Origin of the sequence: Microbacterium sp. SA156 (assembly GCF_049065455.1) — a bacterium.
Classification (GTDB): Bacteria; Actinomycetota; Actinomycetes; order Actinomycetales; family Microbacteriaceae; genus Microbacterium; species Microbacterium barkeri.
Genome location: NZ_JBAKGU010000008.1, coordinates 23,018 through 40,790, shown reverse-complemented (window position 1 = coordinate 40,790; position 17,773 = coordinate 23,018). Strand labels below are relative to the sequence as shown.

Below are 17,773 nucleotides of genomic sequence, written 5' to 3'. Positions count from 1 at the left end.
ATGTCTACTCCAAACCGGTGCGGACGGCGATCCCGGGGGGGACCCCCGTCTGCTTCTCCGTGTCGACCGCGTGCTGCAGCAGCACGACCGCGGCGACCTGGTCGACAATGCTACGCGACCCCTTCTGGGATCGGCCGGACTGCCGCAGCGCCGTGTGAGCGCTCACGGTGCTGAGCCGCTCGTCGACCATGCGCACGGGCGCCGCCTGCGCGGTCGCGAGCTCGGCGGCGAAGTCCCGTGCGTCCTGCGTCGAGGGCGTGTCGTCGCCGCGCATGTTGAGCGGGAGCCCGACGACGATCTCGGCCGGCTCGTGCTCGGCCGCGAGCTCGACGAGCCGCGCGATCGAGCGGTCGTCGCGCGGCACGGTCTCGACCGGCACGGCGAGCATCCCGTCGGGGTCGCACCGCGCGACGCCGACGCGCGCCTTCCCCACGTCGACGCCGAGGCGGACGCCCCGGCGGAACCCGGTCATGCAGCGAGACCCGCGCGCACCGCGTCGAGCGCGGCCGGCAGGGCGGTCGCGTCGGCGCCGCCGCCCTGCGCCATGTCGTCGCGCCCGCCTCCGCCGCCGCCGAGAGCGGCGGCCGCGGCCTTCGCGAGCGCTCCGGCCTTCGCGCCGGCGCTCCGGGCAGCCTCGTTGGTCGCGACGATGACGACGGGCCGTCCCGACACCTCGGCGCCGAGGGCCACCACGGCCGCATCCGCCCCGAGCCGGTCGCGCACCTGCGTCACGAGGGCGCGCACGTCGTCGGGCGAGCCGACCGATCCGAGGGACTCCGCGACGACCCGGTAGGCGCCCGTGCGCACCGCGGCGTCCGCGAGGGCCGGCACGCGCTCGGCGAGGGCCTTCGCCTCGAACTGGGCGATCCGCTTCTCAGCCGCCTTGAGGGCGGCGGCGAGCTCGGAGACCCGCGCCGGCAGCTGCTCCTTCGGCGTCTTGAGGGCGGCCGTGAGCTCGTTCACGAGAGCGCGCTCGGCGGTCAGCTCGCGGAACGCGTCGAGCCCGACCAGGGCCTCGACCCGGCGGTTGGACGCGCCGACCGAGGACTCGCCCGTGATGCTGATGAGCCCCACCTCCGCCGACGTCGACACGTGCGTGCCGCCGCAGAGCTCGCGCGACCACGGTCCGCCGATGTCGACCATCCGGACCTTCTCGCCGTACTTCTCGCCGAACAGCGCCATCGCGCCCGCGGCCTTCGCCTCGTCCAGCGACAGCACGCGCGTGGTCACCTCGAGGTTGTCCCGCACGGCGTTGTTGGCGATCTCCTCGATCTCGCTCCGCGTGGCGGGGCTCAGCGCCTGCCCCCACGTGAAGTCGAAGCGGAGGTATCCCGCGCGATTGAGCGAGCCGGCCTGCGTCGCGCCCTTGCCGAGCGTGTCGCGCAGCGCGGCGTGCACGAGGTGCGTCGCGGAGTGCGCCTGCGTCGCGGCGCGGCGGTTCGCCGCGTCGACGACCGTCGTCGCGGGCTGGCCGACGCCGACCTCGCCGCGCGTGACCTCGACCGTGTGGCTCACGAGGCCCGCGACCGGGCGCTGGACGTCGAGCACCTCGAGCTCGAAGCCCGGGCCCACGATCGTGCCCTTGTCGGCGACCTGTCCGCCCGACTCGGCGTACAGCGAGGTCTCCGCGAGGATGACCTCGGCGATCTGCCCCTGGAGCGCCTGCGGCACGCTGAGGCCGTCGACGAGCACGCCGAGCACGGTCGACTCGGTCTCGAGATCGGTGTACCCCGTGAACCGGGTCTCGCCGAGCGCGCGGAACTCGCGGTACACGCCGACGTCGGCGATCGCGCGCTTGCGGGAGCGGGCGTCGGCCTTCGCGCGCTGCTTCTGCTCCTGCATGAGCGCGTCGAAGGCGTCGCGGTCGACGCCGAGTCCGGCCTCCTCGGCGATCTCGAGGGTGAGGTCGATCGGGAAGCCGTAGGTGTCGTGCAGGAGGAACGCCTCGGGGCCCGCGAGCGTCGTGCCGCCGGCCGCCTTCGTCTTCGACACGGCCGTGTCGAGGATGGTCGAGCCCGCCGTGAGCGTGCGCAGGAAGGTCTCCTCCTCGGCGAAGGCGTACGACGAGATCCGCTGCCAGTCGGCCTCGACCTCGGGGTAGCCGGCCTTCATGGCGTCGCGCGACGCCTCGAAGAGCGCGGGGAAGGTGGCCTCCTCGACGCCGAGCAGGCGCATCGAGCGGACCGTGCGCCGCATGAGCCGGCGCAGGATGTAGCCCCGACCCTCGTTCGAGGGCGTGACGCCGTCGCTGAGGAGCATGAGCGACGAGCGCACGTGGTCGGCGATCACGCGGAAGCGCACGTCGTCGCCGTGGTCGACCCCGTAGCGGCGGCCGGAGAGCTCGACCGCGCGGTCGAGCACGGGACGCACCTGGTCGGTCTCGTACATGTTCTCGACGCCCTGCTTGAGGAACGCGACGCGCTCGAGACCCATGCCCGTGTCGATGTTCTTCTTCGGCAGCTCGCCGACGATGTCGAACTCGGTCTTGGACCGCACGTTCTCGATCGCGTTCTGCATGAACACGAGGTTCCAGATCTCGAGGAAGCGGCTGTCGTCGACCGCGGGGCCGCCGTCGCGGCCGTAGGCGGGGCCCCGGTCGACGTAGATCTCCGAGCACGGTCCGGCCGGTCCTGGCTGGCCGGTCGTCCAGAAGTTGTCCGCGCGTCCGAGTCGCTGGATGCGCTCCGCGGGGATGCCGGCGACCTTCCGCCACAGCGCGGCGGCCTCGTCGTCGTCCTCGTACACCGTGACCCACAGGTCGCGCTCGGCGAACCCGAGCCCGCCATCCGCCTCGCTCGTCGTGAGGAGCTCCCACGCGTACGCGATCGCGCCCTCCTTGAAGTAGTCGCCGAACGACCAGTTGCCGAGCATCTGGAAGAACGTGCCGTGGCGGGCGGTCTTGCCGACCTCCTCGATGTCGTTCGTCCGGATGCACTTCTGCACATCGGCCGCGCGCGGGTACGGTGCGGGCACCACTCCCGTCAGGTACGGGATGAACGGCACCATGCCCGCGATCGTGAACATGATCGACGGGTCGTCGCTCACGAGCGACGCCGAGGGCACGATGGTGTGGTCGTTCTTCTCGAAGTAGTCGAGGTAGCGCTGCGCGATCTCCGCGGTCTTCATGAGGTGGGGATTCGTCCTTGCTGTACGTGCGAAAGCGGCCGCCGATCGGGCGGCCGCGGGAACGTCGAGGGTCAGGCGTCGACGGCGGCGCCGCGGCGGGCTGCCTCCGCGTTGTAGGCATCCGACATGCGCTCGGTGAACTCGTCGATGCGCGCGTCGATCGCCGCGAGGAGCTCGTGGCCGCGGGGGTCCTTGTTCATGAGGTGCGCGACGACGAGGCCGCCCCCGATGCCGAGCAGGAACCACAGCAGCTTCTTCATGTCATCCGTCCTCGCGCCCGTCGCGTCCGTCGGCGCCGCGCGTGCGGCGCGGCGTCCTCCCATCCTAGTTCCGAAAGGGAGCGCGAAAGCGAGAGGGCGCCGGGGCCGAAGCCCCGACGCCCTCCCGACGCGTGTCGCGATGCGCGATCAGCGCGCCGCGTAGTACTCGACGACGAGCTGGACGTCGCAGGTGACGGGCACCTCGACGCGCTTCGGACGACGCACGAGCTTCGCCTGGAGCTTGTCGAGCTCGACCTCGATGTAGCCCGGGACCGGGGGCAGGACCTCGGCGTGACCGCCGGCCGCTGCGACCTGGAAGGGCTCCAGCGCCTCGCTCTTGGCCTTGACCTCGATGGTCTGGCCCGGCTTCACGCGGAACGAGGGACGGTCGACGATCTTGCCGTCGACGAGGATGTGGCGGTGCACCACGAACTGGCGAGCCTGCGCCGTCGTGCGGGCGAAGCCCGAACGCAGCACGAGGGCGTCGAGGCGCATCTCGAGGAGCTCGACGAGGTTCTCACCGGTCAGGCCGTCCTGGCGACGGGCCTCGTTGAACGCGATGCGCAGCTGCTTCTCGCGGATGCCGTACTGCTCGCGCAGACGCTGCTTCTCACGCAGGCGGACGGCGTAGTCGCTGTCGGCCTTGCGCTTGGTGCGGCCGTGCTGGCCGGGGCCGTAGGGGCGCTTCTCGAGGTAGCGCGCGGCCTTCGGGGTGAGCGCGACGCCGAGCGCGCGCGAGAGGCGGACCTTGCGGCGGTCCTGGGACTTGGTGACCATGGTTTCCTTTCACGTGGCCGCGACTGTCGCGGACACACGGACGTACATCGCTCTTCTCCCGTTGTGGGCGTACGCCGGACTGCCCGGAGGAATGCGAAGAGGGATGTGCCCGGATTTCGAGCCGACTCAGCTTATCAGACCGCGCCGGCGAGGCCGCTCGGCGATCAGCCCTCGAGGATGCGGCGGATGCGCTCGAGCCGTGCCGACACCTCGCGCTCGCCGCCGTGGTTCGTCGGCTCGTAGTAGCGCGTGCCGACGAGCTCATCCGGCAGGTACTGCTGCGGCACGACGCCGACGTCGCTGTCGTGCGGATAGAGGTAGCCCTTGCCGTGCCCGAGGCGCTTCGCCCCCGCGTAGTGCGCGTCGCGGAGGTGCTTCGGCACGGGCCCCATCCGCCCGGCCTTCACATCCGCGATCGCCGAGCTGATCGCACGGTACGCGGCGTTCGACTTCGCCGCGGTCGCGAGGTAGATCGTCGCCTCGGCGAGCGGGATGCGCCCCTCCGGCATGCCGATGAAGGCGACCGCGTCGGCCGCGGCGACCGCGATCTGGAGCGCCTGCGGGTCGGCGAGACCGATGTCCTCCGCGGCGTGGACGACGAGGCGGCGCGCGATGAAGCGCGGATCCTCCCCCGCCTCGATCATCCGCGCGAGGTAGTGCACGGCGGCGTCGGGGTCGGAGCCCCTGATCGACTTGATGAACGCGCTGATGACGTCGTAGTGCTCGTCGCCCTGGCGGTCGTACCGCAAGAGCGCGCGGTCGACGGCCTGGGACACGTGGTCGGCGGTGATCAGGGGCCGGACGTCGGCGTCTCGCTCCTCTGCCGTCGCGCCGTCGTCCGCCGCCTCCGACGCGGCGACCCCCGCGCTCGCCTCGAGCGCCGTGAGCGCCCGTCGCGCGTCGCCCGACGCGAGCTGGATGAGCGCGGCGCGCGCCTCGGGCGCCAGCACGACCGCGTCGGCGAGTCCGCGCGCATCGGACACGGCGCGGTCGATGAGCGAGCCGAGGTCGTCGTCGGTGAGCGGCTGGAGCGTGAGGAGGAGCGAGCGCGACAGCAGCGGCGAGATCACCGAGAACGACGGGTTCTCGGTGGTCGCCGCGATGAGGATGACCCAGCCGTTCTCGACGCCAGGGAGGAGCGCGTCCTGCTGCGCCTTCGTGAACCGGTGGATCTCGTCGAGGAAGAGGATGGTCGACTGCCCGTACAGGTCGCGCTGATTGAGCGCCTCCTGCATGACCTCGCGCACATCCTTCACGCCTGCGGTGATCGCCGACAGCTCGACGAAGCGGCGGCCCGACGAGCGCGCGATGGCCTGCGCGAGCGTCGTCTTCCCCGTGCCGGGAGGCCCCCAGAGGATGACCGAGACGGTGCCGGGCTTGGTGGCGTTCGGATCGGCGAGGGCGACGATCGGCGAGCCCGGCCGCAGCAGGTGCGCCTGGCCGGCGACCTCGCTCAGCGACGTCGGGCGCATGCGCACGGCGAGCGGCGTCTGCCCCTGGAAGAGCGCGGAGGCGGAGGTCATCGTTCCAGGCTAGTCCGGACCGCCGACACCGGCCTGGGCCAGGGCGACACGGCACGGGTTTGGGAGCCCGCGGGGCGGCGGCGTAGTCTCTTGCCCGGCTCAGACCGTGAACGAAGGAGAATCCGTTGGCCAACGGGAAGAACCGTGCCGAGCGCGAGGCGCGTGAGCGCGCGCGTCTGTACGAGGCCCGCAGGCGTCTCCACGAGACGCAGGTCGCCCGACGTCGACGCGACAACGTCATCGCCCTGAGCACCGCCGCCGTCGTCATCGCGGGCGCCATCGCGGCGCAGGCGCTGTTCTACTCCGTCGGCCCCGGCGCACCGGAGCCGACCCCGACGCCGTCGCCGACCGGAACCACCGTCCCGGCGCCGCTCGAGACGCCCGAGGCCACGACGCCCGCCCCCTCGGAGACGCCCGCAGCGGAATGACGTCCGCCGCAGACCGCGGCCACGGCCCGTACTAGGCTGGGGCGCGTCCTGTTCCCCTCCCGCGGATGCCCGCGCAAGGAGATTCCTGTGTCGATTCCCGAGCACACCCCCCAGACCGACTCCACGCCCGAGGAGGCGGCCGTCGCGGCCGACGTCGAAGACACGACCGCCGACGCGGACGCGCTCACGGAGAAGGCCATCGCCGACAGCGCCGTCGTCGAGGCCGGCGAGGTCCCCGCCCCCGACGGCGATGACGCCGCGAGCCCGGCGGCTCCCGCCGACGAGACGCCCGCCGAGGACGCACCCGTTCCGGCGGACGAGACCCCGGCCGAGCCCGCGCCCGCCGCCGAGGCGCCCGCCCCCGTTCCGTCGCCGCGTCCGGGCCCTCCGGCTCCCGCGGCGTCCGCCGAGCCGACCGAGCCCGGCGCCGTCGTCGTCGAGGAAACCTGGGGCCGCGTGACCGAGAACGGCGTCGTGTCCGTCCGCGAGGGCGACCAGTGGCGCGTCGTCGGCGAGTTCCCCGACGGCACGCCGCAGGAGGCGCTCGACTACTTCGTGCGCAAGTTCGCCGACCTCGAGTTCAAGGTCGCGACCCTCGAGCAGCGCCACACGCGCGGCGGCGCCTCCGCGAGCGACCTGCGCGGTCAGGCCACCCGCCTTCAGAAGGACGTCGTCGGTGCGACGGCCGTGGGCGACCTCGCCGGCCTCGAGAAGCGGCTGACGACGCTCATCGAGGCGCTCGCCGAGGCGACGGCCGAGGAGGCCGCGGCCGCCCGCGCCGCCGTCGAGGCCGCGATCGTCGAGCGCACCGCGATCGTCGAGAAGGCCGAGGCCCTCGCGGCGCGCGATCCCAAGACGGTCCAGTGGAAGCAGGCGACGGCCGAGCTGTCCGACCTCTTCGCGGCCTGGCAGAACCACCAGCAGAACGGGCCGCGCCTGCCCAAGGCTCAGGCGCAGGCGCTGTGGAAGCGATTCCGCGATGCCCGCTCGACGGTCGAGCGTCAGCGTCGCGCGTTCTTCGCCGAGCTCGACGAGGTGCACAAGGCCGCGCGGGACGCGAAGAACCGCCTCATCGAGCGGGCCGAGGCGCTCGCGCCGCGCGGCGAGGAGGGCATCCCCGCCTACCGCACGCTCCTCGACGAGTGGAAGCGCTCGGGCCGCGCAGGCCGCAAGGCCGACGACGCGCTCTGGGCGCGCTTCAAGGCGGCCGGCGACGCCCTGTACCAGGCGCGCGCCGAGCGCGACGCCGCCGAGCAGGCCGAGTCGGCTCCCCGCATCGAGGCGCGCAAGGCCCTGCTCGAGGAGGCGAAGGTCGTCCCGGACACGAAGGACCTGACCGAGGCGCGCCGCATCCTGACGGGCATCCAGCGCCGCTGGGACGAGGTGGGCCGCATCTTCCCGCGCGACGTCGAGCGCGGGCTCGACGACCAGCTCCGCAAGATCGAGCAGGAGCTCAAGCAGCGCGAGGACCTCGACTGGAAGCGCAACAACCCCGAGACGAAGGCCCGCGCCAACGACCTCGGCAGCCAGCTCCGCGAGGCGATCGAGAAGCTCCAGGAGGAGCTCGCCGCCGCCGAGGCGAAGGGCGACCGCAAGGCGATCGCCGACGCCAAGGAGGCGCTCGAGGCCCGACAGGCCTGGCTGCGCGCGATCGGCGGCTGACCGCGCGCCGCAAGCGGCCCTCGTCCACCGGACGGGGGCCGCTTCGTCGTCCACAGGCATCCACGCGACCCCCGACGCGCGCGGGACACTGGCCCGCATGAGCCCCGCCGTCCTCTTCCCCGGGCGGCGCTTCAGCGTCGCGGAGCTGCGCGCGGCGTGCCTCGACGGCGAGCTCGTCCCGTTCGGGGAGGGCTTCCTGCCCGCGGACGCGCCCACCCCGCCGCTCGTCCGGGCCGCGGCGCTCGCGCCGCTTCTGTCGCCGAGCTGCGCGTTCGTCGGGATGGCGGCGGCCTGGATCCACGGGGCGACCGGCGAGCCGCCGGATCCGCTCGACGTGCAGCGCGCGGTCCCCTGGCGCATCACCCGCGTCGTCGATCGGCGTCTCCGCTTCCACGACCAGGAGCTCTCCCCCGCCGACGTCGCGCTCCTCGGCGACACCGCGGTCGCCACGCCGGCGCGCACCCTCGCCGACCTGGCGCGGGACGCCGCGCGTCCCGATCCGCGGGACCGCGGATCAGCCGATGCCGTGGCGCGCCTCGCCGCCGACGAGTCCACGCGGCGCGCGGCGCTCGCGTGGTTCCGCGCGCATCCTCGGCGCACCCACGCGGTCGCGGCCGTCGCCCTCCTCCACGAGCTCGGACCGGACGGCCGCGGCGCGGCCGATCAGGAGGACGTCACGCGGTAGACGTCGTAGACGCCGTCGATGCGGCGCACGGCGTTCAGCACGCGATCGAGATGCACCGTGTCGCCCATCTCGAACACGTACCGCGAGATCGCGAGGCGCTCGCGCGTCGTGGACACGTTCGCCGACAGGATGTTGACGTGATGCTCGCTGAGCACGCGCGTGATGTCGGACAGGAGGCCTGCGCGGTCGAGGGCCTCGACCTGGATCTGCACGAGGAAGACGCTCTTGGTCGTCGGCGCCCACTCGACGTCGATCATCCGCTCGGGGTTGTCCTTGAGCGCACGGACGTTCGTGCAGTCCGCGCGGTGCACCGAGACCCCCTGCCCGCGCGTGATGAAGCCGACGATCTCGTCCCCAGGCACGGGCGTGCAGCACTTCGCGAGCTTCACGAGGATGTCGTCGGCTCCGCGCACGAGGACCCCGGAGTCCCCGCCGTGCACCTTCCGCTGCGACGCGGTCGCCGGCAGGTCGAGCGGACCCGTGGCGGGCTCGACCGTCTGGTGCAGCGCGGTGACCTTCTCGAGCACCGACTGCGTCGAGGTATGCCCCTCGCCGACCGCGGCGTAGAGCGCGGAGACGTCCTCGAGGCGCAGCTGGTGCGCGACCTCCGCGAGCGAGTCCTTGAGGTTCTGCAGCGGCATGTTGTGGCGGCGCATCGCGCGCGCGATGGCCTCCTTGCCCTGCTCGATGGCCTCGTCGCGGCGCTCCTTCGTGAACCAGCCGCGGATCTTGTTGCGCGCGCGCGAGCTCTTGACGAACGCGAGCCAGTCCTGGCTCGGGCCCGCGTCGGGGTTCTTCGAGGTGAAGACCTCGACGATGTCACCCGAGTTCAGCTGGGAGTCCAGCGGCACGAGACGTCCGTTGACCTTGGCGCCCATCGTGCGATGGCCGATCTCGGTGTGCACGGCGTAGGCGAAGTCGACGGGGGTCGCGCCCGCGGGCAGTCCGATCACGCGTCCCTTCGGCGTGAAGACGTAGACCTCCTTCGCGCCGATCTCGAAGCGCAGCGAGTCGAGGAACTCGCCCGGATCCTTCGTCTCCGCCTGCCAGTCGCTCAGGCGCGCGACCCAGGCCATGTCGGTGTCGGACAGCCGCTCGTCGACCTGGCCCGAGGCCATCCGCTCCTTGTACTTCCAGTGCGCGGCGACGCCGTACTCCGCCTGCTGGTGCATCTCCTGCGTGCGGATCTGGATCTCGACCGTGCGCCCGCCCGGGCCGATCACGGTCGTGTGCAGGGACCGGTAGAGATTGAACTTCGGGGTCGCGATGTAGTCCTTGAAGCGCCCGGGAAGCGGCGTCCAGCGCGCGTGGATCGCGCCGAGCACCGCATAGCAGTCGCGCACGCTGCTCACGATCACCCGGATGCCGATGAGGTCGTAGATGTCGTCGAACTCGCGTCCGCGCACGACCATCTTCTGGTACACCGAGTAGAGCTGCTTCGGACGGCCGACGACGGTTCCGCGGATCCGGAGCTCGTGCAGGTCGATGCTCACGTCGTCGATGACGCGCTGCACGTACTGCTCGCGCTGCGGGGTGCGCTGCTTCACGAGGCTGTCGATCTCGTTGTAGATCTTGGGGTACAGCACGGCGAAGGAGAGGTCCTCGAGCTCGGACTTGATCGCCTGGATGCCCAGTCGGTGCGCGAGCGGCGCGTAGATCTCGAGGGTCTCCGTCGCCTTCTTCTTCGCCTTCTCGGGGGGCACGAAGCCCCACGTGCGCGCGTTGTGCAGGCGGTCGGCGAGCTTGATGACGAGCACCCGGATGTCCTTGGACATCGCGACGATCATCTTGCGGACGGTCTCGGCCTGGGCGCTCTCGCCGTACTTGACCTTGTCGAGCTTCGTGACGCCGTCGACGAGGAGCGCCACCTCGTCGCCGAACTCGGCGCGGAGGTCCTCGAGCGGGTACCCCGTGTCCTCGACGGTGTCGTGCAGCAGGGCCGCGGCGATCGCCTTCGGGCCGAGCCCGAGATCCGCGAGGATCTCGGCGACCGCGAGCGGGTGCGTGATGTACGGCTCGCCGCTCTGGCGCTTCTGGCCCCGGTGCTTCTCCGCCGCGACCTGGTACGCGCGCTCGATGATCGCGATGTCGCCGCGCGGGTGGTTCGCGCGCACCGAGGTGAGGAGCTTGGAGAGGTCGGCGTAGCGGGGTGCCCTCGAGAAGATCCGCGGCACGAGCCGGCGCAGGCTCGTCGGGCTCGAGATGCTGTCCGCCATCGCTCTCCTCCCGCGCCCGCCGGGCGTGGACATCATCCTACGCCCGGCCGGACGCGCGCCGGTGCGGGGGTCGCGGTCAAGCCCGGGCCTCGAGCACGCGCGCGTCGCGCTGCGCGATGGCGGGCTCCTTCTCGCGCATGAGCGAGTACAGCGGGGCCGACACGAACAGCGTCGAGTACGTGGCCACGATGATGCCCACGAAGATCGACAGCGAGATGTCGGAGAGGGTCTCCGCGCCCAGCCAGAACACGCCGATGAAGAGGATCGCGGCCACCGGCAGGGCGGCGACGATCGACGTGTTGATCGAGCGGATGAGGGTCTGGTTGACGCCGAGGTTCACCGACTCGCCGAACGTGCGGCCGGAGATCTCGCCGTCCTCCGCGGTGTTCTCGCGGATCTTGTCGAACACGACCGTCGTGTCGTACAGCGAGTAGCCGAGGATCGTCAGGAAGCCGATCACAGCGGCGGGCGAGATCGCGAAGCCCGCGAGCGAGTAGATCCCGATCGTGATGACGAGAACGTCGACGAGGCCGATGATCGCCGCGACGGACATCTTCCACGTGCGGAAGTAGATCGCCAGGATGACGAACGTCAGCAGGAGGAAGACGCCGAGACCCCACAGCGACTGGCGGGTCACGTCGGCGCCCCAGGTCGGGCCGATGAACGAGTCGGTCACCTCGGCCTGATCGACGCCGTACCCCTCGGCGAGGGCGGCCGAGACCTCGCGCGTCTCGTCCTGCGACATCTGCGAGGTCTGCACGCGGATGTCGGCGCCGCCGACGACCGTCACCTTCGCCTCGGCGTCCGGGACGACCGAGTGGACCGCCTCGGTCGCGATCGACTGGTCGGTGCTCGACGGCGCCGACACGGTGTACTGCGACCCGCCGGTGAACTCGATCGACAGCTCGACGCCGCGCACGAACGGCGCGAGCACCGAGAGCGCGATGAGCGCGATCGCGAGGATGAACCAGGTCCTGCGGCGGCCGACGAACGGAACCGACGCCTTGCCCGTGTAGAGGTCGTTGCCCCACTGTGCCATCGAGCGCATCAGACGTTCTCCTCCTTGCCGACGCGCTCGGCTGCGAGGCGCTCGGCTTCCTTCCGTTCCGCGATGGTCTGGCGTCGCTCCGCTTCCCCTCGCGCGCGCTGCGCGCGCGGCGCGACGGCGACGGGCTCGCGGAACTGGGCGCGCCCGCGGTACACGGCGCCGAGCGCCTCGGGGTCGAGGCCGGACAGCGGATGGCCGCCGCCGAAGAAGCGCGTGCGAGCGAGCAGCTGCATGACCGGGTGCGTGAAGATCACGAAGATCAGCACGTCGAGGACGGTCGTGAGCCCCAGGGTGAACGCGAAGCCCTTCACGGTCGCGTCGGCGAGGATGTACAGCACCACGGCGGCGAGGATGTTGATCGACTTCGAGATGTAGATCGTGCGCTTCGCGCGCGCCCAGCCGTCCTCGACCGCCCCGGTGATCGTCTTCCCGTCGCGCAGCTCGTCTCGGATGCGCTCGAAGTAGACGATGAACGAGTCGGCGGTGAAGCCGATCGTCACGATGAGGCCCGCGACGCCCGCGAGCGAGAGCCGGTAGCCGAGGCGCCACGAGAGGATGCAGAGGAGGATGTAGGTGAGCACCGCCATCACGGCGAGCGACGCGATGATCACGAAGCCGAGCGCCCGGTAGCTGATGGCGACGACGTACAGCGCGACGAGCCCGAGACCGATGAGGCCGGCGATGAGGCCGATCTGCAGCTGCTGCGAGCCGAGCGTCGCGGAGATCGTGTCGGACGAGACGACCTCGAAGCTGATCGGCAGGGCGCCGAACTTCAGCTGGTCGGCGAGGGTCTGCGCCGTCTCCTGCGTGATGCCCTGGCCCGAGATGCTCGGGCGCCCGTCGGTGATCACGGCATCCATGGTCGGCGCCGAGATGACCTTCCCGTCCAGCACGAACGCGAACATGTTGTACGGCTGGGTCTGGCCGTAGAGCGCCTGGCTGACCTCGCCGAAGGTCTCGGTGCCCTCCGCATCGAAGCGCAGCTGCACGGCCCACTGGCCGTTCTGCTGCTGCACGACCGCCTGCGCGTCGGTGATCGACGAGCCGTCCATCTCGAGCGGGCCGAGGAGGTACTTGGCCGTGCCCGACTCGTCGCACGCGATGAGCGGCTGATCGGGCGACGCCGCGGCCGGGTCGCTCGGCTGGGCGCAGTCGTAGGCGAGGTACTCCGCCTGGAGCCTCGGCGTGATCCACGCGGGGTCGTTGCCCGCGGTCGGCTCAGCCGTGGGCGTCGCGGGAAGCGACGGGTCGGGCGTCGGGTAGGGCGTCGTCTCGCCGTCCTCGCCCACGAACGTGTTGGAGGCCTGGTTGGCGTACAGCACCTTGCGCAGCTGCATCTGCGCGCTCGCCTGGACGCGCTCGCGCGTCGCGTCGTCGGCGACGCCGGGGATCTGCACGACGATGTTGCTCGCGCCCTGCGTCGTCACCTCGGCCTCGGAGACGCCGGATGCGTCCACGCGCTGGCGGATGATCGTCACCGCCTGGCGCATCTGCTCGTCGGTCGGGGTCGCGCCGTCGGTCTGCGCCTCGAGGACGATCTGCGTGCCGCCCTGGAGGTCGAGCGCGAGCTCGGGGACCCACGAGCTCTTCTGGAACACGTGCACGCCGAGCGCGTTGATGCCGAAGAGCACCGCGGTCAGCACGAGGAGGGCGGTGAGAGTGCGCAGCGCTCTGCGCACGGGTGAGGATGTCGCCACGGGACGTCAGCTTTCCGGTCGGCCGGCCGCCCCGCTCTCCGCGGGCCGGCCGGTCAGGGAGATGTCAGTTCTTGGGCTTGTCGTCGCCCGGGAGCTCGGTCGAGCCCGTGCCGTCGGCGTCCGGCGTGCGGTCGTCGGTCGTGGGCTTCTCGACGTCGGCGCCGCTGAGGTTGAGCAGCTCCTGCTCGGCGTCGGCCGGCTCCTCGTCCGCCGGAGCGTCCTCGTCGGCCGTCTCCGTGACGGCCGTCTCGGGAGCGAGGTCGATCGCCTGGGCGTGCACCTCGATCACGACGCCGGGGGCGATCTCGACCTCCGCGGGCTTCGTGAGGTCCTCGGGGTCGAAGGCGACGATCGTGCCGAAGAGGCCGCTGCGCGTCATGATGCGCGCGCCGGGCACCATCTGCAGCTGGCGGCGCTCCTGCTCCTCCTTCATCTTCTTGGTGCGGCGGCGCGAGCTGATGAACATGAACACCAGCAGCGCGGCCAGGACGACGAGGAGGAGGATATCCATGGAGGAAGCGCCTTTCAGACGTGCGTGAGCCGTCATCGGCTCGGGAGGGTGACGACGCCGGAGAGCCCGACGCGAAGTCTTCAGCGATTATAGGTCATCGAGTTTCAGCGGCGTCTGCCCGTGTGCGGCGTGGGCGACGCCGAGGTGCGCATAGGCCTCGGGGGTCGCGATCCGGCCGCGGGGCGTGCGCCCCATGAAGCCGATGCGGACGAGGTACGGCTCGACCACGCTCTCGACCGTGTCGGCCTCCTCCCCGACCGACACCGCGAGCGTGCCGAGCCCGACGGGGCCGCCGCGGAACCGCCGCACGAGCGTATCGAGCACCGCCCGGTCGAGGCGATCGAGCCCGATGCGGTCGACGTCGTACAGCTCGAGCGCGGCGCGGACGTCCTCGAGGGTCGCCGCCCTGCCGCCTGCACGCACGAGCGCGAAGTCGCGCACGCGCCGCAGCAGCCGGTTGGCGATGCGGGGCGTCCCGCGTGATCGGCGGGCGATCTCCTCGCGCTGCGGACCGGCGAGGTCCATCCCGATCACCCGCGCCGAGCGCGCGATGACCTGCTCGAGCTCCTCCGGCTCGTAGTACTCGAGGTGCGCCGTGAAGCCGAACCGGTCGCGCAGCGGGTTCGGCAGCATTCCCGACCGCGTCGTCGCGCCCACGAGGGTGAACGGCGCCAGGTCGAGCGGGATGCTCGTCGCGCCCGCGCCCTTGCCGACCATGATGTCGATCCGGAAGTCCTCCATCGCGAGGTAGAGCATCTCCTCGGCCGTGCGGGCCATCCGGTGGATCTCGTCGATGAAGAGCACCTCCCCCGGCACGAGGCTCGACAGGAGCGCCGCGAGGTCGCCCGCGTGCTGGATGGCCGGGCCGCTCGACATCCGCAGCGGGCGGCCGCTCTCGTGCGCGACGATCATGGCGAGCGTCGTCTTGCCGAGGCCGGGCGGTCCGGCCAGGAGGATGTGGTCGGCGGGGCGGTCCTGGATGCGCGCGGCGTCGAGGAGGAGCTGGAGCTGGCCGCGCACCTTGTGCTGGCCGACGAACTCCTCGAGGCTCGCGGGACGCAGCGCCCCCTCGATCGCGAGCTCGGTGTCGTCTGCGGGCTCGGGCGATGCGATGTCGCGCTCAGCCACGTGCGCCTCCAGGCTGCGCGGGGCCCAGCGCCGCGAGCGTGAGGCGCAGCAGCGCCTGGACCGAGGCGCGATCCGCGTCGGACGCGGTCTCCGCTGCCGCGGCCACCGCATCGGCGGCGACGCGCTCGGGCCATCCGAGCCCCGTCACCGCCTGCGTGACCTGCGACACGACGTCGTGCGGGGCGCCGCCGACGCGCGCCGCCGACGGCGCGGGGGCGGCGAGCTTGCCCTGGAGCTGCAGGGCGATGAGCTTGGCGGTCTTCGGCCCGATGCCGGACACCTTCCGGAACGGCTTGTCGTCCTCGTTCGCGACGGCCTCGGCGATCTGGTCGATCGTGAGGCCCGACAGCACGCCGAGCGCCGACTTCGGGCCCACGCCCGTCACGCCGAGGAGGATCGCGAACACCTCGAGCTCGTCGCGCTCGGCGAACCCGAACAGCGCGAGCTGATCCTCGCGGACGATGAGGTGCGTGTGCAAGAGGATCTGCTCCCCCGTCCGCGCGGTGCGGGCGACGTCGACGGGGACCGCCACGGACAGGCCGACGCCCCCGACCTCGACGATGACGCTGTCGGCGCCGGTGTGCAGCACGGTTCCGCGCAGAGACGAGATCATCCCTCCACCCTACGGTGCGTCGTACCTATGTTCGAGACGACACGCTCACCGCGCGACCGCGCCGCGCGTGCGCCGCTCCGCGGCCGCCCACGCCCGCTGGGCGGGGGTGAGCGCATCGGCCGTCGCCGCGGTCGGAGCGGGGCCGCCCCGCCATGCGTGGCAGAGCGCGAGCGCGAGCGCGTCGGCGGCGTCGGCGGGGCGCGGCAGCTCGTCGAGCCGCAGGACCCGCGCGACCATCGTCTGCACCTGGAGCTTGTCGGCCGACCCGTAGCCCGTGATCGCCGCCTTGACCTCGCTGGGCGTGTGGGTCGCTGTCGGCAGGCCGGCCTCCGCGGCGAGGAGCAGCGCGACGCCGGCCGCCTGGGCCGTTCCCATCACGGTCGAGCGGTTCTGCTGCGCGAACACGCGCTCCACGGCCACGACGTCGGGCGCGTGCGCGGCCAGCACCTCGCGGATGCCGCGCGCGATGATCGCGAGCCGCTCGGCCACGGTCGCGTCGACGGGCGACCGGACGACGCCCACGTGCACGAGCGCGGCGGTGCGATCGCGCTGCACGTCGACGACGCCCACTCCGCAGCGGGTGAGTCCGGGGTCGATGCCGAGCACGCGCATGCCTCCACGCTACGCGCCCGTGGCATCCGCCCCGGGACCCCGCGCCGGAACCCCTGCGGCGGATCCGTCCCCGCCGCCGACACGCCGGCCTCGGCGCCGAGAGTGCGGCCCGGCGCCGAGAGTGCGGCCCGGCGCCGAGGGTGCGCGCCCGCGCCCGGAGGCGCGCCGCCGCCGTGCCCCTGGGCGCCCAGGCGCAGTCTCGGCGCTGGTTCGCGGTCTCACGGGCGCGCGCCGAGCGCAGCGGGAAGCGTCATGAGCAGAGCGTCGCGGGGTGCGCGACGCTGCGGCAGCCCCACGGTGCGGAGCGCGGCGATCAGCTCCGCGGGCGCCCGCACCTCCGACCATCCCCACCGCACGACCTCGCCGCACTCGCGAAGGAAGCGCTCTCGCCGCTTCTCGGCGAGGATGGCCTCCGCGGGAGCGCCCCGCGAGCCGTCGTACTTGAGAGCGCCGTCCGCCTCGCCGGTGATGCGCTCCGCGCGCCACCGCATGTCGACGCGGAAGTCCCCACCGCGCGTCGGCACGACGACCTGGAGCTCGGGGACGTCGAAACCGGACCACGCCACGACGCACCGGCTCGCGCTCTCCAGCGGGGTCTCGGCGAGTCCGTCCGCGAATCGGATGGCCTCCTCCGCCTTCGCGCGGCCGCGGGCACCCCTCCACCGCGCGTTCCGTCGGAGCAGCTCGGCGCCATCCGGTGCGTCCGCGCGTCGCAGGAGCGCGTCGAGCATCGCCGTTCCGATGACAGGGTGCCGGAGGCGAGCGACATCGAGCGCGGTGTCGGCCGGGCCGACCGCCGTGACGCCCGCGGCGCTGACGAGCTCTCGCGGCCGGGCGCTCCGGTGCGCTCGGACTCCCGCGGTCGCGCGGGAGGTGCCGTTCGCCGTCAGCACGTGCACCTCGTCGGGGTGGCCGAAGACGGGTGCGCCCTGCAGAGCCGCCGCGGATTCGAGACAGAGGACGGCCTCGGGATGGAGGAGGGCGAAGGCGTGCACGCGCGCGAGGTAGCGCTCCCACGGTCTCAGCCCGCGATACGCCGCGGCCTCGGCGTACACCCCGCGGAAGAGGCGCACGAGCCTGCCCCGCTGCTGCGCGCGGTCGAGACGGACTTCCGAGTCGCGCGGCAGGAGCAGCGGAATCGGCGAGGGCAGGATCGGCGAGGGCAGGATCGGCGGAGAGACGAGCTCGGACATGACATCAGGCTCTGGTCTCGTCGACGCCGCATCCGCGCCGAGGCGCCGCTGTGGACGCGACGCGCCGGACGACGCACGACGTGCACACGGCGACACCCCGGCGCACAGGCCCCGTCGCGCGCTCGCGCCGTCGAGACAGCACGCCGGCGCCCGGCGACGGTGCGCGCGCCGAGAGACGCGGCAGGGCCTCCCCACTCGGCGCGAGGCCCGGATGAGCCGGGGTCGGCACGCGCGTTGACGCACGGACGGAAGCCCGCGCCGACGCACGGACGGAAGCCCGCGCCGAGGCGCGGA

Annotated in this window: 16 protein-coding genes; 3 read left to right on the top strand and 13 right to left on the bottom strand. The window is 72.3% G+C overall.

Translation table 11 applies throughout. From position 1 onward, the window contains the following. Positions 1-4: 4 nt before the first annotated feature. From ruvX to ACOWU6_RS09150, 5 genes are all read right to left on the bottom strand, one after another. A complete protein-coding gene (ruvX, locus tag ACOWU6_RS09170) occupies positions 5-472 on the bottom strand; it encodes a Holliday junction resolvase RuvX (RefSeq protein ID WP_421075484.1) in 468 nt (155 codons plus the stop codon). Beyond that, positions 469-3,126 (bottom strand): alanine--tRNA ligase, encoded by a 2,658-nt coding sequence (gene alaS / locus ACOWU6_RS09165; protein ID WP_421075483.1) that lies wholly within the window; start codon positions 3,124-3,126, stop codon positions 469-471. The genes ruvX and alaS overlap by 4 nt, the downstream gene beginning before the upstream one ends. Positions 3,127-3,197: 71 nt before the next feature. Then, complete coding sequence (locus ACOWU6_RS09160; RefSeq protein WP_271171776.1) at positions 3,198-3,386, bottom strand: hypothetical protein; 189 nt, start codon at positions 3,384-3,386, stop codon at positions 3,198-3,200. Positions 3,387-3,533: 147 nt separating this feature from the next. Further along, positions 3,534-4,163 (bottom strand): 30S ribosomal protein S4, encoded by a 630-nt coding sequence (gene rpsD, locus ACOWU6_RS09155; RefSeq protein WP_271171775.1) that lies wholly within the window; start codon positions 4,161-4,163, stop codon positions 3,534-3,536. A 164-nt stretch (positions 4,164-4,327) separates the two neighbouring features. Continuing rightward, a complete protein-coding gene (locus tag ACOWU6_RS09150) occupies positions 4,328-5,686 on the bottom strand; it encodes a replication-associated recombination protein A (protein WP_421075482.1) in 1,359 nt (452 codons plus the stop codon). A 125-nt stretch (positions 5,687-5,811) separates the two neighbouring features. Here ACOWU6_RS09150 and ACOWU6_RS09145 point away from each other — a divergent pair, with 125 nt between their 5' ends. From ACOWU6_RS09145 to ACOWU6_RS09135, 3 genes are all read left to right on the top strand, one after another. Next, positions 5,812-6,114, top strand: a complete 303-nt coding sequence (locus tag ACOWU6_RS09145) for a dioxygenase (protein WP_421075481.1) — start codon at positions 5,812-5,814, stop codon at positions 6,112-6,114. 87 nt (positions 6,115-6,201) lie between these two features. Further along, positions 6,202-7,776, top strand: coding sequence for a DUF349 domain-containing protein (locus ACOWU6_RS09140; RefSeq protein WP_421075480.1), 1,575 nt, complete (start codon positions 6,202-6,204; stop codon positions 7,774-7,776). A gap of 97 nt (positions 7,777-7,873) precedes the next feature. Continuing rightward, positions 7,874-8,461, top strand: coding sequence for an SAM-dependent methyltransferase (locus tag ACOWU6_RS09135; RefSeq protein WP_421075479.1), 588 nt, complete (start codon positions 7,874-7,876; stop codon positions 8,459-8,461). Here the strand turns inward: ACOWU6_RS09135 and ACOWU6_RS09130 are convergent. The 8 genes from ACOWU6_RS09130 to ACOWU6_RS09095 all read right to left on the bottom strand — a co-directional run bounded on the left by ACOWU6_RS09130 (position 8,440) and on the right by ACOWU6_RS09095 (position 17,479). After that, on the bottom strand, positions 8,440-10,710 hold the full coding sequence (locus tag ACOWU6_RS09130) for a RelA/SpoT family protein (protein WP_374727728.1): 2,271 nt from the start codon (positions 10,708-10,710) through the stop codon (positions 8,440-8,442). The genes ACOWU6_RS09135 and ACOWU6_RS09130 overlap by 22 nt on opposite strands. A 43-nt stretch (positions 10,711-10,753) precedes the next feature. Then, positions 10,754-11,725, bottom strand: a complete 972-nt coding sequence (gene secF / locus ACOWU6_RS09125) for a protein translocase subunit SecF (RefSeq protein WP_271171769.1) — start codon at positions 11,723-11,725, stop codon at positions 10,754-10,756. Beyond that, positions 11,725-13,422: a protein translocase subunit SecD gene (gene secD / locus ACOWU6_RS09120; RefSeq protein WP_271171768.1), complete on the bottom strand. Its 1,698-nt coding sequence runs from the start codon at positions 13,420-13,422 to the stop codon at positions 11,725-11,727. Before secD ends, secF begins: the two co-directional genes overlap by 1 nt. A 64-nt stretch (positions 13,423-13,486) precedes the next feature. Beyond that, positions 13,487-13,933, bottom strand: coding sequence for a preprotein translocase subunit YajC (locus ACOWU6_RS09115; RefSeq protein WP_421075478.1), 447 nt, complete (start codon positions 13,931-13,933; stop codon positions 13,487-13,489). Between the two features lie 87 nt (positions 13,934-14,020). Further along, positions 14,021-15,061, bottom strand: coding sequence for a Holliday junction branch migration DNA helicase RuvB (ruvB, locus tag ACOWU6_RS09110; RefSeq protein ID WP_421075477.1), 1,041 nt, complete (start codon positions 15,059-15,061; stop codon positions 14,021-14,023). Then, entirely contained in the window at positions 15,054-15,674 is a 621-nt protein-coding gene (gene ruvA, locus ACOWU6_RS09105; protein WP_421075476.1) for a Holliday junction branch migration protein RuvA, read from the bottom strand. The genes ruvB and ruvA overlap by 8 nt, the downstream gene beginning before the upstream one ends. A gap of 45 nt (positions 15,675-15,719) precedes the next feature. Then, positions 15,720-16,286: a crossover junction endodeoxyribonuclease RuvC gene (ruvC, locus tag ACOWU6_RS09100; protein ID WP_282977658.1), complete on the bottom strand. Its 567-nt coding sequence runs from the start codon at positions 16,284-16,286 to the stop codon at positions 15,720-15,722. Between the two features lie 218 nt (positions 16,287-16,504). Beyond that, entirely contained in the window at positions 16,505-17,479 is a 975-nt protein-coding gene (locus ACOWU6_RS09095; protein ID WP_421075475.1) for a hypothetical protein, read from the bottom strand. Positions 17,480-17,773: the final 294 nt, after the last annotated feature.

Coding starts and splice junctions, on each gene's coding strand:
- ruvX (WP_421075484.1), bottom strand. CDS start 472: ATGACCGGGTTCCGCCGGGGCGTCCGCCTCGGCGTCGACGTGGGGAAG.
- alaS (WP_421075483.1), bottom strand. CDS start 3,126: ATGAAGACCGCGGAGATCGCGCAGCGCTACCTCGACTACTTCGAGAAG.
- ACOWU6_RS09160 (WP_271171776.1), bottom strand. CDS start 3,386: ATGAAGAAGCTGCTGTGGTTCCTGCTCGGCATCGGGGGCGGCCTCGTC.
- rpsD (WP_271171775.1), bottom strand. CDS start 4,163: ATGGTCACCAAGTCCCAGGACCGCCGCAAGGTCCGCCTCTCGCGCGCG.
- ACOWU6_RS09150 (WP_421075482.1), bottom strand. CDS start 5,686: ATGACCTCCGCCTCCGCGCTCTTCCAGGGGCAGACGCCGCTCGCCGTG.
- ACOWU6_RS09135 (WP_421075479.1), top strand. CDS start 7,874: ATGAGCCCCGCCGTCCTCTTCCCCGGGCGGCGCTTCAGCGTCGCGGAG.
- ACOWU6_RS09130 (WP_374727728.1), bottom strand. CDS start 10,710: ATGTCCACGCCCGGCGGGCGCGGGAGGAGAGCGATGGCGGACAGCATC.
- secF (WP_271171769.1), bottom strand. CDS start 11,725: ATGCGCTCGATGGCACAGTGGGGCAACGACCTCTACACGGGCAAGGCG.
- ACOWU6_RS09115 (WP_421075478.1), bottom strand. CDS start 13,933: ATGGATATCCTCCTCCTCGTCGTCCTGGCCGCGCTGCTGGTGTTCATG.
- ruvA (WP_421075476.1), bottom strand. CDS start 15,674: ATGATCTCGTCTCTGCGCGGAACCGTGCTGCACACCGGCGCCGACAGC.
- ruvC (WP_282977658.1), bottom strand. CDS start 16,286: ATGCGCGTGCTCGGCATCGACCCCGGACTCACCCGCTGCGGAGTGGGC.
- ACOWU6_RS09095 (WP_421075475.1), bottom strand. CDS start 17,479: ATGTCCGAGCTCGTCTCTCCGCCGATCCTGCCCTCGCCGATCCTGCCC.